At 40.4% G+C, this 22754-nt stretch carries 23 protein-coding genes and 1 pseudogene; 6 read left to right on the top strand and 18 right to left on the bottom strand.

Annotated elements, in window-relative coordinates:
- Positions 1–94 precede the first annotated feature (94 nt).
- Positions 95–1501: a 30S ribosomal protein S12 methylthiotransferase RimO gene (gene rimO / locus QR722_RS07975; protein WP_286286912.1), complete on the top strand. Its 1407-nt coding sequence runs from the start codon at positions 95–97 to the stop codon at positions 1499–1501.
- 212 nt (positions 1502–1713) lie between these two features.
- Here the strand turns inward: rimO and QR722_RS07970 are convergent, their stop codons facing one another.
- The 3 genes from QR722_RS07970 to QR722_RS07960 all read right to left on the bottom strand — a co-directional run bounded on the left by QR722_RS07970 (position 1714) and on the right by QR722_RS07960 (position 3588).
- Complete coding sequence (locus QR722_RS07970) at positions 1714–1962, bottom strand: hypothetical protein (protein ID WP_286286910.1); 249 nt, start codon at positions 1960–1962, stop codon at positions 1714–1716.
- A gap of 11 nt (positions 1963–1973) precedes the next feature.
- Complete coding sequence (locus QR722_RS07965; protein ID WP_286286908.1) at positions 1974–2783, bottom strand: CPBP family intramembrane glutamic endopeptidase; 810 nt, start codon at positions 2781–2783, stop codon at positions 1974–1976.
- Between the two features lie 118 nt (positions 2784–2901).
- Positions 2902–3588 carry a LytR/AlgR family response regulator transcription factor gene (locus tag QR722_RS07960; protein ID WP_286286906.1) on the bottom strand — a complete coding sequence of 229 codons (687 nt, stop codon included), beginning with the start codon at positions 3586–3588 and terminating at the stop codon, positions 2902–2904.
- Between the two features lie 1176 nt (positions 3589–4764).
- On the opposite strand from QR722_RS07960, the gene QR722_RS07955 reads away from it, so the two are divergent.
- The 3 genes from QR722_RS07955 to QR722_RS07945 all read left to right on the top strand — a co-directional run bounded on the left by QR722_RS07955 (position 4765) and on the right by QR722_RS07945 (position 9037).
- On the top strand, positions 4765–6201 hold the full coding sequence (locus QR722_RS07955) for a sensor domain-containing diguanylate cyclase (RefSeq protein ID WP_286286903.1): 1437 nt from the start codon (positions 4765–4767) through the stop codon (positions 6199–6201).
- 124 nt (positions 6202–6325) lie between these two features.
- On the top strand, positions 6326–8779 hold the full coding sequence (locus QR722_RS07950; RefSeq protein WP_286286902.1) for an ATP-binding protein: 2454 nt from the start codon (positions 6326–6328) through the stop codon (positions 8777–8779).
- Between the two features lie 78 nt (positions 8780–8857).
- Complete coding sequence (locus QR722_RS07945; protein ID WP_286286900.1) at positions 8858–9037, top strand: DUF6435 family protein; 180 nt, start codon at positions 8858–8860, stop codon at positions 9035–9037.
- 432 nt (positions 9038–9469) lie between these two features.
- Here the strand turns inward: QR722_RS07945 and QR722_RS07940 are convergent, their stop codons facing one another.
- The 11 genes and pseudogenes from QR722_RS07940 to ltrA all read right to left on the bottom strand — a co-directional run bounded on the left by QR722_RS07940 (position 9470) and on the right by ltrA (position 18034).
- A complete protein-coding gene (locus QR722_RS07940; RefSeq protein ID WP_286286898.1) occupies positions 9470–9721 on the bottom strand; it encodes a TIGR03643 family protein in 252 nt (83 codons plus the stop codon).
- A gap of 400 nt (positions 9722–10121) precedes the next feature.
- Complete coding sequence (locus QR722_RS07935) at positions 10122–10352, bottom strand: hypothetical protein (RefSeq protein WP_286286896.1); 231 nt, start codon at positions 10350–10352, stop codon at positions 10122–10124.
- Between the two features lie 126 nt (positions 10353–10478).
- Positions 10479–11060, bottom strand: a complete 582-nt coding sequence (locus tag QR722_RS07930) for a beta-class carbonic anhydrase (RefSeq protein WP_286286894.1) — start codon at positions 11058–11060, stop codon at positions 10479–10481.
- Positions 11061–11709: 649 nt separating this feature from the next.
- Positions 11710–12408 carry a type 1 glutamine amidotransferase domain-containing protein gene (locus QR722_RS07925; RefSeq protein ID WP_286286892.1) on the bottom strand — a complete coding sequence of 233 codons (699 nt, stop codon included), beginning with the start codon at positions 12406–12408 and terminating at the stop codon, positions 11710–11712.
- 222 nt (positions 12409–12630) lie between these two features.
- Positions 12631–13362 (bottom strand): annotated as a pseudogene (locus QR722_RS07920) (serine hydrolase domain-containing protein); the annotation flags it as partial.
- 10 nt (positions 13363–13372) lie between these two features.
- The gene (locus QR722_RS07915) at positions 13373–13597 is read right to left on the bottom strand and encodes a serine hydrolase domain-containing protein (protein WP_286287618.1); all 225 of its coding nucleotides are present in this window, start codon (positions 13595–13597) and stop codon (positions 13373–13375) included.
- A 305-nt stretch (positions 13598–13902) separates the two neighbouring features.
- Complete coding sequence (locus QR722_RS07910; protein ID WP_286286889.1) at positions 13903–14154, bottom strand: hypothetical protein; 252 nt, start codon at positions 14152–14154, stop codon at positions 13903–13905.
- A gap of 285 nt (positions 14155–14439) precedes the next feature.
- Positions 14440–15588: an FG-GAP repeat domain-containing protein gene (locus QR722_RS07905; RefSeq protein ID WP_286286888.1), complete on the bottom strand. Its 1149-nt coding sequence runs from the start codon at positions 15586–15588 to the stop codon at positions 14440–14442.
- A gap of 108 nt (positions 15589–15696) precedes the next feature.
- Complete coding sequence (locus QR722_RS07900; RefSeq protein WP_286286886.1) at positions 15697–16218, bottom strand: hypothetical protein; 522 nt, start codon at positions 16216–16218, stop codon at positions 15697–15699.
- Positions 16219–16329: 111 nt separating this feature from the next.
- Positions 16330–16497 carry a hypothetical protein gene (locus QR722_RS07895; RefSeq protein ID WP_286286885.1) on the bottom strand — a complete coding sequence of 56 codons (168 nt, stop codon included), beginning with the start codon at positions 16495–16497 and terminating at the stop codon, positions 16330–16332.
- Between the two features lie 247 nt (positions 16498–16744).
- Positions 16745–18034, bottom strand: a complete 1290-nt coding sequence (ltrA, locus tag QR722_RS07890; protein WP_286284645.1) for a group II intron reverse transcriptase/maturase — start codon at positions 18032–18034, stop codon at positions 16745–16747.
- A 1100-nt stretch (positions 18035–19134) separates the two neighbouring features.
- On the opposite strand from ltrA, the gene QR722_RS07885 reads away from it, so the two are divergent.
- Positions 19135–19356: a TA system antitoxin ParD family protein gene (locus QR722_RS07885; RefSeq protein ID WP_286286883.1), complete on the top strand. Its 222-nt coding sequence runs from the start codon at positions 19135–19137 to the stop codon at positions 19354–19356.
- Entirely contained in the window at positions 19349–19639 is a 291-nt protein-coding gene (locus tag QR722_RS07880; protein WP_286286880.1) for a type II toxin-antitoxin system RelE/ParE family toxin, read from the top strand. Before QR722_RS07885 ends, QR722_RS07880 begins: the two co-directional genes overlap by 8 nt.
- Before the next feature lie 507 nt (positions 19640–20146).
- Here the strand turns inward: QR722_RS07880 and QR722_RS07875 are convergent.
- From QR722_RS07875 to QR722_RS07860, 4 genes are all read right to left on the bottom strand, one after another.
- Positions 20147–20443 (bottom strand): type II toxin-antitoxin system RelE/ParE family toxin, encoded by a 297-nt coding sequence (locus tag QR722_RS07875; protein ID WP_286286878.1) that lies wholly within the window; start codon positions 20441–20443, stop codon positions 20147–20149.
- On the bottom strand, positions 20444–20665 hold the full coding sequence (locus tag QR722_RS07870) for an addiction module protein (RefSeq protein WP_286286877.1): 222 nt from the start codon (positions 20663–20665) through the stop codon (positions 20444–20446). It lies immediately after the preceding gene.
- A 148-nt stretch (positions 20666–20813) separates the two neighbouring features.
- Complete coding sequence (locus QR722_RS07865) at positions 20814–21950, bottom strand: M23 family metallopeptidase (RefSeq protein ID WP_286286876.1); 1137 nt, start codon at positions 21948–21950, stop codon at positions 20814–20816.
- A gap of 33 nt (positions 21951–21983) precedes the next feature.
- Positions 21984–22715 (bottom strand): alpha/beta fold hydrolase, encoded by a 732-nt coding sequence (locus tag QR722_RS07860; protein ID WP_286286875.1) that lies wholly within the window; start codon positions 22713–22715, stop codon positions 21984–21986.
- Positions 22716–22754 lie beyond the last annotated feature (39 nt).

The raw sequence follows: 22754 nt of genomic DNA, 5'->3' as shown, positions 1-22754 counted from the left end.
ACGCAAAATAACAGCTTATTTGCAAGCATCCAGTTATTACCTTTTTTCATCACGCTTAACTCATTCGATTGAAGTCAGAGCAGCAAGGCACAGTATGTCAGTAGAACAATTTACTCCTAAGCAAACCACAACCTTAGAGACGCCATTAAAGGTATTGGAAAATGAGCGCGCAACCTCATCATCAAGTGGCAGTCGTATTGGTTTCGTTTCCTTAGGTTGCCCCAAAAACCTGGTGGATTCAGAGCGCATTCTTACTCAGCTCAGAACCGAAGGATATGATGTGGTTCCGACTTACAATGATGCCGATTTGGTAATTGTGAACACCTGTGGGTTTATTGATACTGCGGTGCAGGAATCCTTGGATACCATCGGCGAAGCTTTGGCCGAAAATGGCAAGGTTATAGTCACCGGTTGCTTAGGTGTTAAAGAGGATGAAATTCGTCAAGTGCATCCTAATGTTTTGGCGATTACCGGACCCCATGCTTACGAATCAGTAGTAACCCAGGTTCACCAACATTTACCTAAACCCCAACATGATCCTTTCATGCAATTGGTGCCTGATCACGGCGTAAAACTAACCCCTAAACATTATGCTTATCTAAAAATATCTGAAGGCTGCAACCACCGTTGTACGTTTTGTATTATACCTTCCATGCGCGGAGACCTCGTTAGCCGTCCAGTGGGCGAGATACTCGATGAAGCCAAACGCTTAAAAAATGCCGGGGTAAAAGAGTTACTAGTCATCTCACAAGATACCAGTGCCTATGGGGTTGATGTTAAATACCAAACGGGTTTCTGGGATGGCATGCCGGTCAAAACCGATATGTTAGGCTTGTGTAAAAAACTCGGTGAGATGGGTATATGGGTTCGACTTCATTATGTGTACCCTTATCCATCTGTGGACAAAATTATTCCACTGATGGCTGAGGGTAAAATACTGCCGTATTTAGATATACCGTTCCAACACGCTAGCCCACGTATACTCAAGTTAATGAAGCGCCCTGCGGCAGCAGAGAAAACCATGGAACGGATTAAAAAGTGGCGAGAAATTTGTCCGACTTTGATCATTCGTTCAACCTTTATCGTTGGGTTTCCGGGTGAAACGGAAGAAGAGTTTCAACAGCTACTGGATTTTCTCGAAGAAGCGCAATTGGACCGTGTGGGTTGTTTTAAGTATTCAGAAGTAGATGGTGCTAAAGCCAATGATCTGCCTGATCCAGTTTCTGAAGATGTTAAAGAGCAACGTCTTGCCCGTTTTATGGCGGTTCAATCTCAAATCAGTGCTGCAAAATTGCAACAAAAAATTGGCTTGGAATATCAAATACTAATTGATGAAGTGACTAGCGAAGGTGCGGTTGGACGCTGCTTCGCCGATGCTCCTGAGATAGACGGTAGTGTTTATTTAACCGATGAATTCGATGTAAAACCTGGAGATCTGATCTGGGGTCAAATCATTCATGCCGATGAACATGATATGTGGGCGGTAAAAGTAGAAGATTAGTTTTTAACTTTAACGACTCAATAACGCATATGAAAAAGCCCAATTTAAACTAAATTGGGCTTTTTTATTTCTAAAATATGTTAGCGAAAATTAACCGATAATCGCCTGTTTCGATGCTTTATGAGCTTTAAAATCGCCAGCTTTTGTGTGTGCTTCAGGAACAATTAATGACCAAGTTCCCTCGATATTTATCCTAATAGTTATTAAAACAATCATAATCTATTTATTTCTCGGCTCAAGTCGATATTGCTATTAGTAACTAGTTTTTCGAGCACTATCACTCTATCAACCAATATATCTAATCTCTTCGTCGTTGCTACTGCTGTATGACTATTGCTTTCTTTTTGTAGCGCTAACAACTTTTGATTGACCTCCGATTTATAATTAAAGTAATTGCGCACAAATATAGTAATTAAAATTGGTGATGTAAGCGCCATCATGACTAAAAATAAGTCAAACATAGTTAATCTTCCTAGCTGTATTGAGGTGTTAGTGAATTTTCAATGGATTGATTTTTCCACAATGATGCAAGGGTTATTTCGCGCTTCTTGCCTCGGCGAACAAGCAAATTAATGTAAACCAAACTTAAAATTATTGAGCTGGCCTTAAATATATTGCCCTCTAAATCACCGGCCGCACCACCTGACATACCGAATATCCCATATGAAGCATTCATAAAAATATGCATCCACAAAGGAAACCAAATCCGATAGCCTGATTCACAGAATAACCATGCAAACCAAGTACCTGCTACAGAGGTTACAGCGAAAGACGCAAAGGCAGAAAGTGCGTCATGTCCTTGATATATATGTCCCATACCAAATATGACTGAACTGACTAAAGCGGCGGGGATAAATCCCAATCGGCAATACCTAAATAAAACCCCAAATAAGACCGCTCTGAAAAGAATCTCTTCGAACACTCCAGCATACACTGAACCTACCATTATTCCCGATAGCTCAAGGTTTAACTCACTACTTAAATAAGCGTATCCTAAGGTCATTGGTAAGCAACACACTACAGCTGCTAAGAAGTAATTTTTAAAACCTTCAATTTTTAAACCTAAAATTTCGAGTAATTCCACCTGTTTAAATAACAATGTTGCAACCAACACTAAGGGACCATAAATAAATAGATACTTTGCTGGGGTTAAAAGAAGGTGAGATTGCTGATCTTGTGCTAATAAAAATTCACTCCAACCAGCGCCCCAAAAATATCGCATCACATAGTGACAGAAAATAAAGGTGGCTATCATTATCAGTGTTTTAATCTTGTTATCCATATGTGCCTTCTTAACTAAAGTTTAAATTTCAAGTTAAGCATGACGAACACTCAATCTAATATCGATTAAATAGGGATAAACCCCAAGCAAAGGTATTAATTACAAGGATTAGGGGAGATTAACAAGCCTCTGGGACTAACAACAAGGCTTGTTTTATCGTGTCGACGTAAGTTCGGGATACAGGGACATTGACACCAATAGACTTCATTACTAATTTTAAACCGCCAGCATTTCCCGAACTAGTTTCTACTAATGCCAAGTTTACTGCATAAGAACGATGACAGCGCAGCACCAATGATTTTTCTGGTAGTTGTTTTAAAATACTTGTAAGTGAACTACGTAATAATTGATGACTAACCCGTTGGTCATTGAAAATTGCAAGCTCACAGTAATTATCAGCCGATTTTATATATAAGATCTGCGATAACGCTATTTGTATTTTGTCACCTTTATTCTCGCCCGTTAAAGTTAATAGTTTGGATGATATAGGCTCGATATTAGCTAACCTATCTTGGCAATTCTTAACTATACTTTCGGCTTCAATAACCTGGGGTGACAAAGTGGCTTTTCTTGCATGGTGATTAACAAGGTAAATAAAAATGATCGGAAACAAACCTATTGCTAATGTATACAAAACAAATAGTAATTGATTTTTCCAATACCAATTTCCATATATTGCGACGACAAAATAGCTATGATTAAACACTGATACAGTGCCAATATAAATGCAAGGAAGAGCCATCAAGCGGAATTTGCTTTTGATTTTCAGGCGAATTGAGCCTATTTCTAATGCTCCAGATAACAATAGAGCACAAAACGTAACCAAACCATAACCAGATAGTCGAAGAAATTTATATGAGATTGAATGATTACTGGTGCCAAAAGGTTGAAACACAAATAAAATGAATAAGGTAATTGTGGAAAAGAGTACCGCACGCTGGACCACTATTTTTCTGGATGCTAGATCATCCTTGAGCCACAGCTTCATTATTTAAAAGTCTTTTGATATAAAATGAATGAGAAAAATAACATAAATTAACCTCTATATGCAGGTATTTTTAGAAACTTATGTAATTAAACTCAATAATAAAATCCCTTTTAGTTAACTGACTTAGGATGTCATTTTGAATGTCCAATTTAGATAAGGTAACTGACCGTTCTAGTTGACCTGAACCCATATCAAAACTCTCTATCAAACCATGATAAATGCAAGATAAACTGATTAAGTGAAGGATTAGTATCCTTGGACTATGATAGCGAACCGGTTGTTAATACCAGCCAACTGTTGAAGGTCTGATTTCGCGCGTATCGAGTGAATAAATGGCAGCATCTACAGCTCAAACATGTACTAATTGAGTATTAAATATAGGTCAATTTTGAAATTAGGTTAGTTGCAATTTGGAAGTATCTGTTTTTCCGCTGAAATAAATGTGCCCGTTAATGCACTTCTCCTCCCTCTCTATACTCAACACTCATTAGACTGGCGATGCAGAACTTATAAGTCCAAGAAGAGCTTCCACTCTTGTGCTTTGCAGTAAAGCTGGCCGTGATTAGGTGTTATATTAATCAGCGCGGCTTAGTTGAAGTCTATCCTAAATCTGGTATTTCACTATCTCCCTAAACTGGATTAAAAGTGATCGACATTGTCACAATAAAAACCCGTGTATTGATAATCGGGAATAATTTGAAGGTATTAACATCAATCGGTCTAAACTTAGGCATGATCTTAGGAGTAAAGTTGGATTAAATCGACTAGACGTGACTGAATGAAAAGACCGCATTGCCTGCTCAGCTTTGTTGTGAAAGATATAAATTAGTCGCGTTCGAGCAAATATTATTCTCCTATGACCACAGCTATTTAAGATTGTCCAAACACAGTTGCGACCTGAGTCACTTAGCACTAGACCAAAGTTGAATAGCGCGTAATTACGCAAAATAGTAGTGTATCAACGCGTATTTTTTACTTACTTATTGGGACATTATGGAATCTTTCGCACGTCGATTCTCATTGGAGATAACGACCCTGATAATATTGGTAGCTTCAGCTTTTGCGATTAGTGCATTCGTTACCGTGTCCAAATCCGTTGAAACCCAAAGTCGAAAACATCAACAATCCTTAGCTCCTGCACTTGAGGTGATTGTTGAAGAGTTAGTAAAACCTTTGCATATATCCGAAACCCTTTCCCGTTCGTCTGTACTTAAAAACTTGCTAGATAGCCCCAAAATTGATGAGCAAGCGCTATTGTTGGAAGTGAAAAACTTGCAGCAAGAATATGGCATGCAATTTTTTGTCGCCAGTGAAGTCAACAGAAAACAATATAATTCCGATGGAAGCACCATGGACTTAGAAGAAGGTAAAGTAGAATGGTATTTTCGCAGCAAACAAGTTCCGCAAAAAATTATTGGTGCGCTAGGCAATCGTACTGATATACATATTTACTTCGACGTCAAAATTTTCAGCGACGAAGGTGAATTTTTAGGATTTATCGGCATTGGGCGTCGCCTCAATAGCTTTATAAAATCATTCGAACGATTCAAAGATGAGTTTGGCTATGATTTTATTTTTGTAGATCAAAATAAAGACGTGGTGCTTTCTTCTGATACGAGTGTGGTGGCAGATGGAAAACGTGTTTTACAACTACAAGACGTACCTTGGTTCAAAAACATAAAAGCTCAAGATTTGAGTGTAGAAAGGCTCAATAATATTGTCGTCAATATGGACTCTACCCAGTACCTCATCACTGAGACTAACCTTAAAGGTCTCAATTGGCGTGTTTTTATCATTAATCCATTAAATTCCCGACAAAATGAAACTACCCTAGTGTTCGTCAAGCATGCCGTTCAAATGCTGGCGGTGATGATCTTTGCCTTTATAATACTGCGTTTATTCTTTGGTTACGTGTTAGAAGAATTAAAAGACAATGATAAAACTGATCCATTAACAGGTTTGCCAACACGGGCGCAATTGACCTCACAGTTCTTGCAGATTCGTCGAGCTAAGCAGAGCTTGTCGGTGATATTAATTGAGCTAGAGAATATTGCCCAAATCAATACAGAACACGGCCGAGAAGGTGGTGATAAAGTGTTGATTCAAATGTCTTGTGTATTGAAAACCGAGATCCGTGAACAAGATGTTATTGCCCGTTGGGATGGCGCAAAATTTGTCATTTTATTACCTGCAACGGACGAAGTCCTAGCCCTTACGATTGCGCAACGCATGGTCAGGAAAATGATTAATCATGCCGTTTTGTTGGGCGATGATGTGGTTAAAGTCACTGCTAATTTTGGTTCGGCGTACAAACAGGAACCAAACCTGCTTGAGGATATTATTGTTCTAGCCGACGACGCATTATATAAAGCCAACGGAAATATCTCAAAAACCATAAAAGTAGCCTCATTCAGCAGCATGCAAGAATGAGTACTCCCTTGGAAGAGCGAGACAAGTCAAAGGGTCTCAATCATTAGCTAACAGATTTTAAATATAGCTTACCCACACAAATAAGTGGATAGCTGACAACAGTTATAGTTTAGTAGGAAATGAAATGTCAAAAGGACATGTATTAGGAATATGCGTATTTGTTACCATAATTGCCTTCGGCGCTTATATCGCTAACTTCCAAAACAACAATGAAAAACAAAAACTAGAGCTGTCGATTCAAGCTTATAGTGATGACTTTATTGGATTCATGGAAGCACAGTCAGAAGCGCTAATCGCATCTCAATTGCGCTTAAAATCCCGCTTAGAAATGGCTGGTTTGAACAGTTCGTATGACTGGACTAGTGATGCGAATCAACATATTGAGGGTTTTGATAGCCTAATTCACTTATATCTAAGTGGTAAAGATGGTCAATTATTTCAATCCAGTGATGAGCAATATAGTAAAATTGATTTCTATGCTGAGGTGAAACCCGCGCTATTAACTTTTTTAGCGCAGCAGCCAGCGTTAGACTCGAGCGGCGAAATTGTGCCCCTACTCAACCAATCAGATAACTTACTCTTTGTTGTCCCATTTACTGACGCAAACAGTAACAGTGGTTATCAAATTATGATGTGGAACATCACAGATTGGGTTCGAGACCTGCTGTCTAAATCCACATTTTTTAAGCAACATTTTAATCTAGAACTAAGCTTTGGAGAACGCGCCTCTTATTCAACTATTGAGCGCTTGGGAAACGGCCAAACGCTGCCGATAATGTCAGCTCAAGCAAAGCTAACCAACGGTATTATTGATGTAGTAATCCAGCCTCGCGAGCAGTTTATTAGTCTGTATCATTCAGACCTGCCAAATCTTATCTTATTTATGTCATTCCTAATGGCTGGGCTCACCGCCTTTGTGCTAGGTGTTTATATTCGTAACACAGAGTTATTGCTCAATCACAAACTCGTCTCACAGAGTTTGGAGCGAGAGTTGGTTGAACGCACCAACGCTCAAAGAGCCGTAGAGATGTCGTCTCGCAAAATTGAAACTATTTTAAACTCAATGCAGGTCAATATTATCGCCACGGATCATGCAGGCACCATGACTTTTGTAAATGACTTTGCTGTGGCGTGTTTAGGCTATAGTAAAGCGGATATACTCGGCCACAACGTAAGTAAGTTGATGCTCGAAAGTGATGCTAAGAAGCATAACTATAATTTGGTTAATTTTATACAGGACGAATTTAATAGCATTGTAGGCAAACCCAGAGACATCAAAGTCGTTAAAAATGGCGGCAGTACCTTTGACGGCCAAATCAGTGTAGTAGAAATTGGCACCAGTGGTGAGCAAGAGTTCGTGGGTGCGATCATAGACATCACCGCACAGAAAAAATTACAGCAACTTGATAAATTAGCGGCCCAAAAAGCCGAGCAATCCAATCAGAGTAAAAGCTTATTTTTGGCCAATATGAGTCATGAAATTCGCACTCCAATGAACGGAGTAATGGGCACACTGCAGTTATTAGAAAGAGAGCAGACCGCCGAAAAGCGTGACCAATTAGTACAAAGCGCAATTCGCTCAGCAAAAAAATTACTGACAATCATTAACGACATACTCGATTTTTCGAAAATAGAAAGCGGTCAGTTAGCATTAGAATCTATCGATTTTGATCTAAATGACATCTTAGAAGATATAAAACATACCCTACTGCCTGCGGCTGAAGCTAAACAGATTGAATTGATATTTATTAATAAAGAAGCCTTTGATGACGGCTGGAGAGGCGATCCCACGAGGATCAGCCAAATTTTACTCAATATTATATCCAACGCGATTAAATTCACCGCCGTTGGCAAGGTAACCGTTGAAGTTAATGCCAAAGTGCTTAAATTTGGCAAAGTGTGTTTGGCTATATCGGTCAAAGATACCGGCATAGGTATTGATCAGAGCACCCAGAAACATCTGTTTACGCCTTTCAGTCAGGCGGACGAAACCATTACCAGGCAGTTCGGTGGTACAGGCCTAGGTCTGAGCATATCCAAACAGTTGACCGAACAAATGGGTGGCAAGATTGTATTGGACAGTGAGCCTAATCATGGCAGTGATTTTACCATCTATTTGCCATTGAAAAAATGTGACCGTTCTAAAATTAAAAAATCATCCTCTTCAAATCGGAATATTCCAGATTTATCCCATCTTGATATATTAGTGGCTGAGGATAACGAAATAAATCAAACCATAATGCAATCAATGTTGGAAGAGACCCATGCCAATGTCAGGTTCAGTTGTGATGGCCAGCAGGCGCTGGATGAATTTGCCAAACAAATCCCAGACTTGATTTTGTTAGATATACAAATGCCAGTAATGGACGGAATTAGCGCTTGCGAAGCATTGCGAGCGGCTAAGTTTGAAGGTCCCATTATTGCTATTACGGCGAACGTAATGAAACAAGACATAGCCAGGTATAAAGCAGCGGGCTTTTCGCAGCATATTGCTAAACCTTTTGTAATGGGAGACATGCTTCAATCTCTCGCAAGACATGGAGAAGCCGTGAAAGAAAAAAAACAGAATAGAACTTAGCGTTATGTCTATACCTAATTAATCCTTAAACGATTTTCTTGTGTACATAACTATTACTAATACCAATTGAGTGGCAACATGTTTTCAATATTCAAATCTGACCCGACGAAGAAGCTCCGTAAAAGCTATTATTTAAAGCTTGAGCAAGCCATGCTTGCGCAGAGAAAGGGTGATATAAAATCTTACGCTATCATTACTGAACAGGCCGAGGAAATTCAAAAACAAATTCAAGCTATAGAAATGGCGCAAAAAGATTAATTAAACCTGGAACAAACTGTGAGAAACATTAAAACAGCTAGATACTGATATAGGGTGTTAATTGCCTAATCAATTAAGCTCTAGGCTGACTGGCTATGAATGTCGACCCAGCAGGATAAATTCGCGCCTTGTTAACGGACTAAATCGTTAGCAGCATGAACCGGCGGTTGCGTTAACTGGGATCTACTAGACCAGTTAAATCTCCGGTAAACAGCGCTTCCCTTTGGAATAATCCTAGTTGGGGATTCAAAATCAAATCGCCAATACACGACTAGACTGGTGATGTAGAGCAAGCCCTTGCTTGCTTCCCCCCCACTGTGGATTTTCAGCTTAAAAAGATCCCCAGCCTAGACCAATTCTGTCCTAGTTACCGAGTCAGAATATGATATCAGCTTGAAAGCACTGGCCGACGCAGTCTGTAAATTCGAAATTTTATTTGTGCTTATATTGTGTGGGGCAATAACCCCTGCTTATCTCCGGTGAGCGCAGGCTTAGATGTTTAGTCGTTCGACCTCTGTGCCGACTACGCCAAAGTTTGAAGCTACTGGGTTTCATAGCTCGACGCATCAAATCTACAAGCGCTTTTTGACTGAGCCCAAATTGAAGCTCTATCGCTTCAAAAGGGGTTCTATCTTCCCAAGCCATCTCAACAATTCTGGACTCTTCGTGCTCCCTTAATATCACATTTACTCTCCGCTCTTTTAACGTAAACAAAGACTACGGGGGAAAACAGCTTAGAGATTAATCGAAAATCAAATATTAGGGGTAGAAGGGCCGAAAAACCACGACAGCCGCAGAACATCACAGCCCTGTGGTCAGGTGTTTTTCTAATGAGTATCACTGTTCAAGGGCTTTATACTCAGAGCACCACATCTTACAGATTTGCTCGAGCTCGATTAACGAGGATTGCTTAACACTGTCTGTTAGTCTCAGGTACCAACCCGCCCCCTTAGCGATGACACAATCGAATCCGTTTATTTCTTGTAAGCGTGAGAAGAAGATTTTCTCATCCTCTTTGCATTTAAAAACGGGGGCCACTATCTCAATCAACATAGGTTACATTATTCGCCGCTAGGATTAAAATTCACTTATTTTCTTTGCTAGGGGTATCATTGCACAGTGCACACTCCGCACCTTTGCGAGATTGATAAACCCTTGAACCTATAAATACCAAGGTCGCTACGCCTGACCATGTTAATGCGAAAATAATAGCATCTTCGACAGAGTGCTGTTTCAGTAGTTGAACAATAAACAGTATTACCAGCACGCCAATAAAAACGTTAAGGGCACGGATAATCCAAAATTTAAATCCCATCTGTTCTCCGACTTATTTAAATAAGTAAGCCTAACTTAGAAAAACCAGTTAGCTTTAACCGACTGTCATTATTCACCTATTGAAGGTGCATTATGTATGGCGTCAGGCTAATTCACCGCTGATTTTTCAACTTGCCTTGCCTGCCTCTGTAGCTTCAGGAACTTCTACCAGTCGACCCGATTTGCAATCATAAATATAACCATAAATTGGAATTGCCTTAGGTACCATTGAGTTATTTCTAATCCGTTGAACATCCGCCAACACGCTTTTACTTTGATCGCTAATGGTCAGCCATTCAAAGAACTTACCATCTGTTGTCCCCCCACCCGCATGGCTATCATGCCAACCGGATTCATCGACACTTGCCGTCTGTAAACTACCAGATAGAAGATCACCCATTATTTCATTGTTGAAGGTTTCCATTCCGCAGTCAGTATGATGAATAACAAACCATTCTTTTGTACCAAGCAGCTTATAGGAAATGATCAATGAACGTATTGCATCATCACTGGCTCTGCCACCCGCATTACGAATGACATGGGCATCACCTTCTGCAAGGCCTGCATATTTAGCTGGGTCTAGGCGGGCGTCCATACAGGTAAGTATGGCGAATTGACGGCCAGGGGGCATAGGCAAATCCCCCTTACTGCCAAAATCTGCTACATAGTCAGCATTTGCTGTGATGACTTCATCAACTATTTTACTCATGTAATTTTTCTCCTATGACTGCCACGTTCCGTTCTATGGTTACAATAGCTGGCAATTTTACAAAAGTCTATTCGTTAACGCGTAAGGCTAACAAACCAGTGTAGGCCCGGTATTCCTATTAGGACGGGGCCTGAAAGTACATCACTATATTTAACTGAATTTGGTGAAGTGGTTAACTTTTCTCAAAGCTGCGTAAGGCATCTTATCCCTCTGACTGCTTGTATAAATAATCCCAAATAGACTAACGCTATGATCAAGTCCCACACGCTTGCTAGCGAGGCAAATACGCCTCCCCCTATAAGGCAGAGTATCGGGGCGATGATAGCGCCTCTAAATTCAACTTCAAACAACCCACTCATAACAGGCTTACAACGTTATGGCTTCGAGAGGTTTATTAACTCGAAGATGACTCAAAGCAAAAATAACAAAGATTTCATACCTTGCATAAGTACAAGCTAAGCCAGCAGCCAGTTTTCCATAACTGAATAGGGTTTTACAAGCTATTTACAACTTTAGTGTCTAAACACTAGAACGCCTTAGCAGGGAATAACAATTAATGAGCCTGTTTAATAACGTCTTGTGCCTTCGTGAACCTATCCTAACCTATGTAGGGAACAAAACCAGAGCACTGCATCTAAGCTGTTTAAGCTTAGGCCAGAGCCGCCAATAATTTTTCCGCCGCTAGTTCGGAGCTCGCAGGATTTTGTCCGGTAATCAACAAGCCATCCTGAATCGCAAATGCATTCCAGTCAGCCCCCTTCTGGTATTTTCCACCCCGCTTGATCAATTCATCTTCTAATAAGAAAGGAACTACATTTGTTAATTGAACAGCTTCTTCTTCGCTGTTCGCAAAACCGGTTACAGCCTTGTCTTTGACCACATACTGACCAGCAGCATCTTTGATATTTAACAATGCTGTGCAAGCATGACATACCGCTGCAACTGGCTTGTTGGCAGCTAAGAAAGATTCAATTAAGGAAATTGAATCTTGGTTATTGGTAAGATCCCACAATGGTCCATGACCGCCTGGATAGAAAACCCCATCAAAATCAGAGGCGTCAACATCGGCCAGCTTAATCGTGTTTGCTATCAATGCTTGGGCTTCACTATCGCCGTCATAACGTTTGGTAGATGGCGTTTGAAAATCTTCAAGTTCACTCTTTGGATCGATAGGCGGGTGGCCCCCTGCAGGTGACACTAACGTTACTTTTATACCTGCATCGATAAAGGTGTAATAAGGTGCGGCAAACTCTTCAACCCAGAATCCGGTCTTTTCACCGGTATCACCTAGCTCTGCATGAGAGGTTAAAACCATTAACACTTGCTTAGTTGCTTGTTGTTTATTCATTATATGTCTCGCTTATTGTTAACCTGAATGAGAGTGTATGTCCTATTATTGCTGGCTTAACGCCTCACTAAGGATTTGCTTAAATTATGCGAAGAAGGAGCAAAAACCAAGTGTTATGTGTCCTTTTGAATGACTATGCCACTACACTTGGTTAAAATAGTGCACGCAGTGAACCAAACCAAGCAGTATTTGTCTCCGTTTAAATTATTGTTATGCGATCCCCTACTCCCAACAACTATATCCATTGGCAAAGATTGTCTTTTTAGCGGCATGAGCAGCAGCCCATCCAAGTGAAAGTGGTGGCCGCGCGTCTGGTGCATCTTCGCGATTCGTCAGTACAATCACAGAAAGCTCGTCTTCAATCGCTCGAATATATGCGGTACCTGCGTATCCACCATGAGTTAGAATGCGACGCTTATTAACAACCTGTACCTGCCACCCACGGGCATACCCCCATGTATCACACGATTTGCCTGTGTCGAATACACGCTGAATAGCCAATGTACCCTCCACCGCATCAGGATTGATCACTTTCGGATCTGCAAGTTCAGCTTCCCATAGCATCATGTCATGTAATGAAGACATTATGCCAAAATGCGATGCCAAGGCGAACTGCCAGACTCGTCGATTGCGTTGAAGCCTGCCTTCCTTCCATGCGTAACCCTGTGAAAGGAATGGCACTATCTTTCTTTGATCCAGTAGATGAGTTTGTTTCATACCTAATGGTCTGAAAAATGTTGACAGCATATACTCGGCGTAGGTTTGTTTGGTCACTGTTTCAATAATACTTCCTAATAAGAAGTACCCTTGATCCGAGTAATTCCAATCAGTGCCCGGTTCTGCGATCATCGGCGTTTTTTTAGCTGAAGTCATCATGGCCTCACGGGTGTAATCAAGTAGTAATACATCATCAACAGTCTGCTCAAAGCGATGTGCTAGTCCACCTTTATGGGAGAGAAGTTGATCAGTTAGCCCAAGCTACAGGAGCTTCTTCAATATAATCGACTAGCTTGGCTTCAAGACTCAATTGACCTTTTTTAACAAGTGTCATGACCGCAAGCGCGGTCATCTGTTTAGTTAAAGACGCCAGTTCAAATACCGTTTGCGTGGTAACTGGAACATTGTTACTTAAATCAGCAAGTCCATAAGTACCGATATGAACAGGTTTTCCCTTGCGCATAACGGCCAGTGCGACGCGCCCCCTGGAAAATGCCCATCTTTCCGAAGTTCTTCAATTCTTGCGTCGAGCTTCCCAATGCGTGAAGCACTCTGAGACTCCCCCCAAAGACGAAGGAACTTCCCAAGGTAAGTACCAATATTAATAATCTGAAAATGCCTTTTAACCGCATACCAACTCCTTTGTTACAGCTAACGACACCATATGGGGCAGCGCGTTTTTTGTGCATCCAGTGAAGGCCGTTTTTTGGCCGTAACGATGTTTAATAAACTTGTTATATTTCACTTATTTCTTGCCTGTGCCAGTGATGCTGTGTGTTAGGATCTAGCTTTACTATCTGGTTTGTAACCTTCTGATTCGCAAATAATTAGTAGCTCACTAACTTTAATAGATATTTTCTGGACTATTTGGCCAGTGGCTCTAAATTCACTAATAGTCTTTTCGGCACTAGCGCGCCATTCTTCGTATCTATCATCAAGTGATGACGGATCATCTATCACCTCTTTCAGACACTTCCATTGTTCAGGCTCAAACCATGCAAAAGAATAAACTATATCTTGTTTACTCATGCTGAATTAAGCGTGAAATATAACCGGGGTGTAGAAAAACTCTCGACCTAAAATTTATTATAAAAACATGCCAAAAATGATCGTAAAACCGTGGTGCTACGTGAAATCAGGATAACTTTCACTATTGAACAACAATTACATTCAACATAGAACATTACTGTTTTTTGGCTCCGACCTTTTTCTACAGCCTCAACGTCGCAAAAAAACGGCTAAGTAATAGTTGGCTAAAATGTGAAGCGAAGCGGAACCGGCCAACTGTTAAAAGTCCTGCTTGAATGGCATGTTTTACGGCGACGGTAACCTACCTTGGCTAATATATACAGCGGCTAACTTACTGTCTCCACTAGCAACTATAAAATCACTTTTACCATCTTCATTTAAGTCTACTAACACTAGCCCCCACGGATCAGGGATATTTAAATGTTTAAAAATGATAGTTTCAAAAGTAGCCTTACTACCTAGAGCAACGAGTATTTCACCAGACCAATTACTGACTAAAGCATCCTTAATACCATCACCGTTAATATCTCCTATAGCAATTTGTTTAGCTCCAGAAGAGGTTTTTATTGATATTTTCTTTTCTTCAATAAAGGTGCCCCGGCCGTCACTTGGAATGATAGCTATAAAACTTCCTGCTGAAGCCACAATTAAATCTGTTTTGCCATCTCCAGTAAAATCAGCTAACTCAACTGCAAAGGGAGATTCGAATGGCGCTAATTTTTTTAACGAAAACGATAAATTATCTGCGCTAGTGTTGATAGCTATGCCAATCTCACTTTGATTTGGTGTAACTAAGTCTAATTTTCCGTCACCATTTATGTCGCCAGTTGTAAATCCAAGGTAAGGGTCACCACCAACGTCGATAACTTGTTCCGTTTTTTTGAACTTTCCATTCCCAAGTCCTTTTAATACACTTAATCCTTTATGAGTGCGATTATCTACAATCAGATCTACTTTATTATCACCATCTAGATCTTTTAATTGAACCATATGAGGATGGGGCTTTGCGTTAATATTTAGCGGCGAATGAGGTGCAAATTTAAAGTTTCCCAGTCCATCACCATAAAGCAATGAAACATATGATGTTTCGTGATTTGCTATAACCAAATCAATATGTCCGTCACCATTTATGTCAGAAATCGACATATCTGTAGGTTTTTCACCCGCAGAATGGCGACTAGCTTCGACCAAGTTGCCTTTACCATCGCCCCGATAAACGACAATGTTATTATCTAAATAATTAGAGACAATAATATCTTGGTGTCCATCTGAATTGAAATCAAAAGCTGAAATCATCGATTCACCTGCCCCAACATTTAGTAGTGAATGAACGAAGGTTGTATTACCTATCTCGACTGTTTTAGCTTGGCAAACAAAACTTAATGAAATAATTAACAAAAATAGAAAATAAGGAACTTTTTTATATTGCTTCATATTGCCACCTTAATTTGATTAGCCATATAATGCCAAAGTTTAGCTTTGAAAGCCGCGCAGCGGGTTGACGTCGCAGCCAGCGCTGTTTGCTGGCGATAAAATTTTTTGTTAGGTTTGTTTTTTAAAGACATGCAAAACATAAGTTTGATTAAAAACACTTATTGCCCCATTAAATACATCAGTTTGCTCAAAGCACCAGCCTTGTAGCGTGCATTCTACCGTCACAGGCCCAGCCGTTTTCTGTTGGCCATTTAATGCAAAAATACTAGAACACGAAGTTGGCTCTACGCCCCTTTCAGCTGAACAGATTAAAATACCTGTAGGTTGCCATGAGCATTCAGTGTTTGGTGATACTTGCTGCAGCGGAATGTGAGTTCTGTGGGATAATCCGATTATTTGTGGATAATAATCAAGGGTGTAGGTTTTTACAATTCTCCTCCCCAGAGCAATACTATAATCGGTGCAAGCAGGTGTCTGAGCTGTTGTCCGATATTCAACCCTTAATTTGAAACCGATTGACTCATCGACATTTCCGACAACATCAATAAATTTTTCAGACGGCATATCAGATTGAACTAAGTCTGTATGCAGCGCACAAGAGCTTAGAACGAGAGCTAAAAATACTGACAAACTCAAACTTTTCATAAAAAATCTAACGCTTAATATTACTGGAAAATACGAGCGCTTTTTCAGCGAGTAATTTTCCAGACGATGTTTTTGTTAGCGGGTTAATTGCAAAGGTTATGATTGAACTCCAGCCATTTCAAACAGGAAAAATGCAAAGCCAGCGAATAAAAAAATACCAACAATAACTATTACTGTGAGGGTTTTAGAACTCTGCATTGAAGTTGCTAATTCTTTTGATGGTAATAAACCCAAAGCGATTAAAATAGTTTCAATAAAACTCAATCTACAACTCCATTTGTTTTACCTGCCAAGCCTTTGAACAACGACTAAATAACTAAATAACTAAATAACTAAATAACTAAATATTAATACTATGCCTTAATAATGTAGGTGGTTAAGAAGCATATAATCAAGGCTTAATCGTGGTAGAGCGGCCCATTACTGAGCCGACCCCACACAGATCCGGACGTGCGGAATTACCGCATCCGGCTCTTCAGTTATATATTCACCCGTGTAAATCACGCGCACCTTAATACCAGTCAACATCGATCACTCTTTTGCTAACTCGTAGCTTCTGTATTTGGAAATACTCTAACATCTTCTTAAAATCACGCCAATTGTAACTTCGACGGCCACTGCGTCGGTTCAGCCATTTGTATAAACTATGCAGTACATAGTTATACAGCTTACTCACGCTGCGGCTGTTGTCGGGTAATCCGAAGTAATTTCTAAACCCTGTGAGTTTGCGTTTCAATTGAGGCAGCCAAATTGCTAGCTTCTGCGAGCGTTTGGCTTTAATGAAATGGTAAAACTCGCTTAGACTGGTTTGCTGCTTCTTACTTGCAGTTCGCCGCCGCAATCTCGGTTTACCTTTCACATCCACTCCCCAGTAAAACGCAAAACCCAAGAACACAAACTGGCGCTTACGACTGGGATGGAATCGACTGAACCTTATCAGGCTCGTCTTTTCTGGTGCCGTGTCCAGTTTGAACTTCTTTAGTCGTTTTGGCAGCACGCGGTAAAATCGCTCGGCATCATTGGCATACTGAAACGCACACACAAAATCATCTGCGTAGCGGATAAGCATAGCTCTGCCTCTCATCTGAGGTTTTACCTTCTTCTCAAACCATAAATCCAATGCATAGTGCAGATAGATATTGGCTAACACAGGGCTAATGATACCGCCTTGTGGGGTGCCACTTTTTGGTTTGAGATATTCTCCTTGCGGGGTGTGTATCCGTGCTTTTAACCATTGCCCTATTAAGCTCAAGAGCGCGTTATCATCAATGCGTTGTTTAAGCATCCCCATCAGCCAGTCGTGGTCAATATTGTCGAAGAAGCCTTTAATGTCAGCCTCAACAATATAACCATAACCTTTGAACTGAAGATTCAAACTCAAACTATGCACCGCTTGATGCGCACTCTTATTTGGCCGATAACCATAGCTGTTAGGCAAGAAATTCGCTTCCCAGATACCTTGCAGTATCTGGCTCACGCTTTGCTGTACCAGCTTGTCATCCACCGTGGGTAAACCTAATGGACGTTGTTTGCCATGACTTTTGGGAATGAAGACACGCTTAATATCATCAGCCCGATAGCGCTTGGCTTCCAAGGCTGAACTTAAACGTGTGACGTTTTCCACAAGCGATGTCTGGTATTTCGGCATAGTGATACCATCAATACCTGGCGCCGCTCGTTTATTCAGTTGCCCCCAACTTTGATACAGTAAATCATCTCCTAGTAATCCATATAGGTTCTGAAATCTGTGATTAGGGTGTGTCTGTGATTTAATTGTGATGGAATTTAGTGCGGTTGTCATAGTGAATCCAGCCCTACTTTGTCCGGCCTATGTATCTGCTAAATACCTGATATAACTGCTTGCCCCTTCGCCACGTGATTGGCTTTCCCAACCTCAAACTACTATGAGCAAGTCTGACTGCCAGAGGGTCATCGTTGGCCTCGCTTGTGGCTTAGCGTCACTACCATTTTCCTTATGGAACACCTTTGGCTCTCTCAAGTTCTCAATACATCTCTTTATACATGCCACGGCTTAATAACTCCGCTGACTCGCCACAACCTTGCCATCTCAAATCCATTGAATAATGGTTGCTTTGCATGGACTTCGACGGCGTTACAAGCCTCGTCAGTCAGAACTTAATTTATTATCGGAGCGATAACAGCACTTCAGGAACACGTATTCCCTATGGCCTATATAATTCTCTGTGTACGCTTCACCTATATTGTTCATCTAGTCACGAATACATCGCTGATAAGTATTTCACCAATCCTAGACTCCGCCATAGGCGCAACACTCGATACAGGTGGCTGGCTAAACCTTACCTGACAGGGACTTACACCCTGCAAGATGCATCAAGCTTCGCTTGACGCACTAACGCTTGTTATGAAGATCAACCAACTCGCAGATAAAAGCAACGCAACTGAAAGACAACCCAAAAAATTGAACCGTATACAATTTACTGAAATCCGAAATACCAAAAGCATTGACTACTTCATAACTGACTATGCACACCAGCAATAATGAGCATACAATTACAAAGCTATATTTCATTACATATCTTAAATTTTAGAAACTGATACGGTTAATTTAACTGCTAACGAGGGTGTAGAAAACCCCTCACCTTAAAATTTGCTATAAAAATTAGCCTAACCTGACCTTCAAAACGCGTTGCTACGTGATATTTGGATAGATTTCACTATTGAACAGCAATTACATTTAAACCAGAACACGATAGCTTTTTGGCTCCGACCTTTTTCTACAGCCCCAACGCTCCTAATAAACGGCGCAAACTTGTTGGCTATAATAGCGAGTTGGGGGCCGGTTGATTGGATTGCCATGCGCAAATTGCCACAATTGATGCGCCCTGCTACAATGATAAGACTTTAACTGGGGGATATATTATGGCAACAGCAAGCATAAGGCTAGATGAAGAGTTGGTCGAGAAAGCGACAATTATAGGTAAGGCGCTGCACCGAACTACACCAAAACAAATTGAGCATTGGGCAAAGATCGGTGAAATCATGGAAGATAACCCTGATTTACCCTATGAATTTGTAAGGCAAGCAATTATTTCTAAAGCTGAAAAAGAAGCTGGGAAGTTGGAGCCATATAATTTTGGCTAATATTACTACTGTACTTCAGACACAGGTCTTTAAAAAAGCAGTAAAAAAATGGCATCATAACCAAAAGAAAGAGCTCGACAAAGCTGTCAAAGAGCTTATCGGGAATCCGATGCTGGGAGAGCAAAAAAAAGGCGATTTGCATTTTTTGCGTGTATACAAATTTAAAATGGTTAAGCAGCTAACACTACTTGGTTATAGTTATGAAGACGGAACGGTTACTTTGGAGCTAATAGCCCTTGGATCACACGAAAACTTTTACCGCGATGCCAAAAAGTCGATTTGATTATTTGCTTATAACGATTAAGCTAAGCGGAAAACGCGAACGTTTTGGCCCAGCCAGTGAGTGATTTTCCGATGACTTGGTTTGTTATGTTTCATCGGCTTATGAGGCTAACAGTGATAATAAAAATTACAAACCAAATAGCGAAACTGACAATCAGAAGATACCTTAAAATACTAGCCTTGTTCGATAAATCTGAATCGTTGAGAGGTAAGTAATCTGATTTGAGCAAGAACAAAATAAACTTACTAGAATTACTAATATTGTTATTTAGAATCAATGTCGGTGAACCAAGAGATTCCCATTTATTAGGGTGTGAATTTTTTAACAAAGGCATTACTTGTTTGCTGACAATCAAATACAAAATTGAAATAGGGAACATGGATAGCAAACACACATACCATATCGTTTTCATTAATTCGTCAGACAATATTCAATCCCTTTGAAACATAACGCCGCGATAAGCCAACACAAAGAGCGCAGTCAGTTGAGGTCGGATTGATTGGTTTGTTAGCTGCGTTCATTCCAATAGCCTGGTTTACGATGATTATGCATCACAGCAACTACATAAATTTCTGAGTTACCTCGAACTTTATAGATAATTGAAAAAGGAAAGCGACCAAGAACAAATCGTCGATGACTTTGTCCAAATTTAGGCCAAGTTGAAGGAAGAGATTGGATAGAATTGAAAGCCTCTTCTAGTTCTTGCACGAACTCATGCCCCAAACCCTTAGATTGTAATTGATACCATGTAAACGATTTTTCAACTTCAACCTTAGTATCTGGATGGAAAAATATTGGGAGCATTTAGCTGACGATATCTTTCTTAATTTCATCCCAAGAAATGGCCTGCACCGCACCAGACTCTAGTTCAGCACTGCGTGATTCAGCTAACGATAGCCAGTCTTTATCAACATCTAGAGTATTTTCAGGATCCATAGATGATAATAGACAATGTGCAGCTAATGCTTTTTCTTTTGTGCTTAATTGCTCGATATTTTCCAATAACATTTTGAATGCTTCTGACATTTTAGATTACCTCGAAATCAATATTTTAATATATTAACACTTTACTAAAACAACCCAAATCAAATTATATCGCTAGCCGCTAACGCCTTAAACACCGGCACATCTTTGCTGCGTCCGAATGCTTTGACTTGTTATGCGTAATCTAAAATTAGTAATCCGTTTTCTTAGTCACCGGAACCGTATGCCCATGAGGTCCTTTTATTTCCACATGGATGTGTGGAGTTAACCTTGTATCATGAATAAAATCTAAGTTTTGAGTTTTTCCCAATCGAGAAGTACCACCTTCAACATAATCCCCAACTTTAAGGTTTTTATCTGGTTTCACATAAAAAACCTTAGTTTCATAATTCGGATTCACATCATTCTTTATAACAATTCCTACCAAATGGTGGTTTTTTAATGGGTCTCCATAAACTGGAGTGAATCTAGCAATAGTTCCACTCACAGGTGCGATGACTTCGCTACCAACGGCACTCGCAAAATCAACTCCCGCATGCTTCCTATTTCCTCTAGGAGCACCGAAGTGTCCAAAGCCACCAGGGACGTCATTGCGTATTTTTCCACTTGTATTAGGTGGATGAATCTCGAAAGAAATAGCTTGACCTGGCCAGATAGTTTTTGCTTTGTACTCTTCCACTGATTTGAAAAATTCGTCAGATTCTACAAATTTTGTTGAGCCATCATGCCATGTAGGTTCAGTGATATAGTAAGAAATATCTTTTCCTAAATCTGATTCTGGATCAGGAACCTCTGATGGATTACCATCTTTGTCTAGTGCAACGAATTCTCCTTCGCTATTCACACCTATACCACCGCCACACTGCCCGTCACCTCCTTTGCCTAGTTTTTTCAGTGCGTTTTCCCTTTCTGTCGCAGATATCTCTCCTTGGTCATATTTCCTTTCAATGGCTTTTATTTCTGAATCAACGCCACACGCGGTTCCCCAAAAGTAGTTCCACTCTGTAACTAAGTTGCGCTTCGTTTCTTCTAGTGCTCGGTCTGTATCTTTCTTGGCTTTTGTAAGCGTCGCATCAGTATCTTTTTTAGCTTTGGTCAGAGTAGAGTCAATATTTTCTTTTGCTTTGGTGAGATCGCCAGGGACATCAGCTTCTATTCTAACAACTTCGACCTCAGGCACCTTTACTGTAATGGTTGGCGTTTCAATTTTTACTTTAGGCGCCTCCACTTTAATTTTTGGATGAGGATGAAAACCATCAGCAAAAACAGTACTTGCTATTGAGCATAGAATTATTGCTGGAATTGTTAGCGGTTTATAATTTTTCATACAACTCTCCATTTTGCATAACGGGCATTATGCCTACAACTGGCACGATGCTTTGGCTAACCACCTATGAACAATGTGCTGAATATTAGACTTAAGCGACTCAGGCCCCAAATCCGAAATATCATTATGCCTAGAGTTTGGAATTTTTAGTATGCAGCTTTCATATAGGGCTTGCTCTAACTTCGTAGGTAAAACTCCATCATCTGCTTCGAAGTCACTTGCCCTAACAGACAAGACAGCTATGGAATCTGACCTTGGAATAGGAACCCTGCGATGATCTAATGTAATGAGCTTATCGACAAAGGCAGGTGATTCCAGAGCAAGCCACGCAGAAATATCTCCACCATTGGAGTGTCCAGCAAGTACTAGATTCTCAAAATCGAATTCAGGATACTTATCACGAAGTTCACTCCGAACTACTCTTAGTGTATGTGAGCCTCGTTGCCAATTTTCTGAGCGGGTTTCAAATAAGTTGCCCGAAACTGATAGTGGCGGATCGTCAGCTAACTCATGACCTATGGCTACGACTAAATAGCCAAGCTTTGTAAAGCTCTCCCCTAGAAATTGATATTTAGTATGAGGAACGCCATAACCCGCACTAAGAAAGGTAACAGAGCACTTTGATGTAATTGAACAACTATTTCTTCCTGAAGGAAATGACAATTGAATTGGAATTATCCGATTTCTTTCAGAATCCACAACGCTGTCATCTGCAACAACAGATATTGAAATCAGAATGAAGCAGGCAGCTAAAACTCTATACATGACTTTCCTTGCAGGCATAGCACTCCTAAAAACTTGCCC

It is taken from the genome of Aliiglaciecola sp. LCG003 (assembly GCF_030316135.1).
In the GTDB taxonomy this organism is placed as follows: domain Bacteria; phylum Pseudomonadota; class Gammaproteobacteria; order Enterobacterales; family Alteromonadaceae; genus Aliiglaciecola.
The sequence above is the reverse complement of the archived record's forward strand: the minus strand, read 5'-3'. Positions and strand labels throughout refer to the sequence as shown.

Bases quoted from the DNA above. Each gene is read 5' to 3' on its own strand.
- QR722_RS07945 (WP_286286900.1), top strand. From the start codon at position 8,858: ATGTTTTCAATATTCAAATCTGACCCGACGAAGAAGCTCCGTAAAAGC.
- QR722_RS07955 (WP_286286903.1), top strand. From the start codon at position 4,765: ATGGAATCTTTCGCACGTCGATTCTCATTGGAGATAACGACCCTGATA.
- QR722_RS07930 (WP_286286894.1), bottom strand. From the start codon at position 11,060: ATGAGTAAAATAGTTGATGAAGTCATCACAGCAAATGCTGACTATGTA.
- QR722_RS07885 (WP_286286883.1), top strand. From the start codon at position 19,135: ATGGCAACAGCAAGCATAAGGCTAGATGAAGAGTTGGTCGAGAAAGCG.
- QR722_RS07950 (WP_286286902.1), top strand. From the start codon at position 6,326: ATGTCAAAAGGACATGTATTAGGAATATGCGTATTTGTTACCATAATT.
- QR722_RS07925 (WP_286286892.1), bottom strand. From the start codon at position 12,408: ATGAATAAACAACAAGCAACTAAGCAAGTGTTAATGGTTTTAACCTCT.
- QR722_RS07970 (WP_286286910.1), bottom strand. From the start codon at position 1,962: ATGTTTGACTTATTTTTAGTCATGATGGCGCTTACATCACCAATTTTA.
- QR722_RS07910 (WP_286286889.1), bottom strand. From the start codon at position 14,154: ATGAGTAAACAAGATATAGTTTATTCTTTTGCATGGTTTGAGCCTGAA.
- QR722_RS07935 (WP_286286896.1), bottom strand. From the start codon at position 10,352: ATGGGATTTAAATTTTGGATTATCCGTGCCCTTAACGTTTTTATTGGC.
- QR722_RS07875 (WP_286286878.1), bottom strand. From the start codon at position 20,443: ATGCTCCCAATATTTTTCCATCCAGATACTAAGGTTGAAGTTGAAAAA.
- QR722_RS07870 (WP_286286877.1), bottom strand. From the start codon at position 20,665: ATGTCAGAAGCATTCAAAATGTTATTGGAAAATATCGAGCAATTAAGC.
- ltrA (WP_286284645.1), bottom strand. From the start codon at position 18,034: ATGACAACCGCACTAAATTCCATCACAATTAAATCACAGACACACCCT.
- QR722_RS07865 (WP_286286876.1), bottom strand. From the start codon at position 21,950: ATGAAAAATTATAAACCGCTAACAATTCCAGCAATAATTCTATGCTCA.
- QR722_RS07860 (WP_286286875.1), bottom strand. From the start codon at position 22,715: ATGTATAGAGTTTTAGCTGCCTGCTTCATTCTGATTTCAATATCTGTT.
- QR722_RS07905 (WP_286286888.1), bottom strand. From the start codon at position 15,588: ATGAAGCAATATAAAAAAGTTCCTTATTTTCTATTTTTGTTAATTATT.
- rimO (WP_286286912.1), top strand. From the start codon at position 95: ATGTCAGTAGAACAATTTACTCCTAAGCAAACCACAACCTTAGAGACG.
- QR722_RS07965 (WP_286286908.1), bottom strand. From the start codon at position 2,783: ATGGATAACAAGATTAAAACACTGATAATGATAGCCACCTTTATTTTC.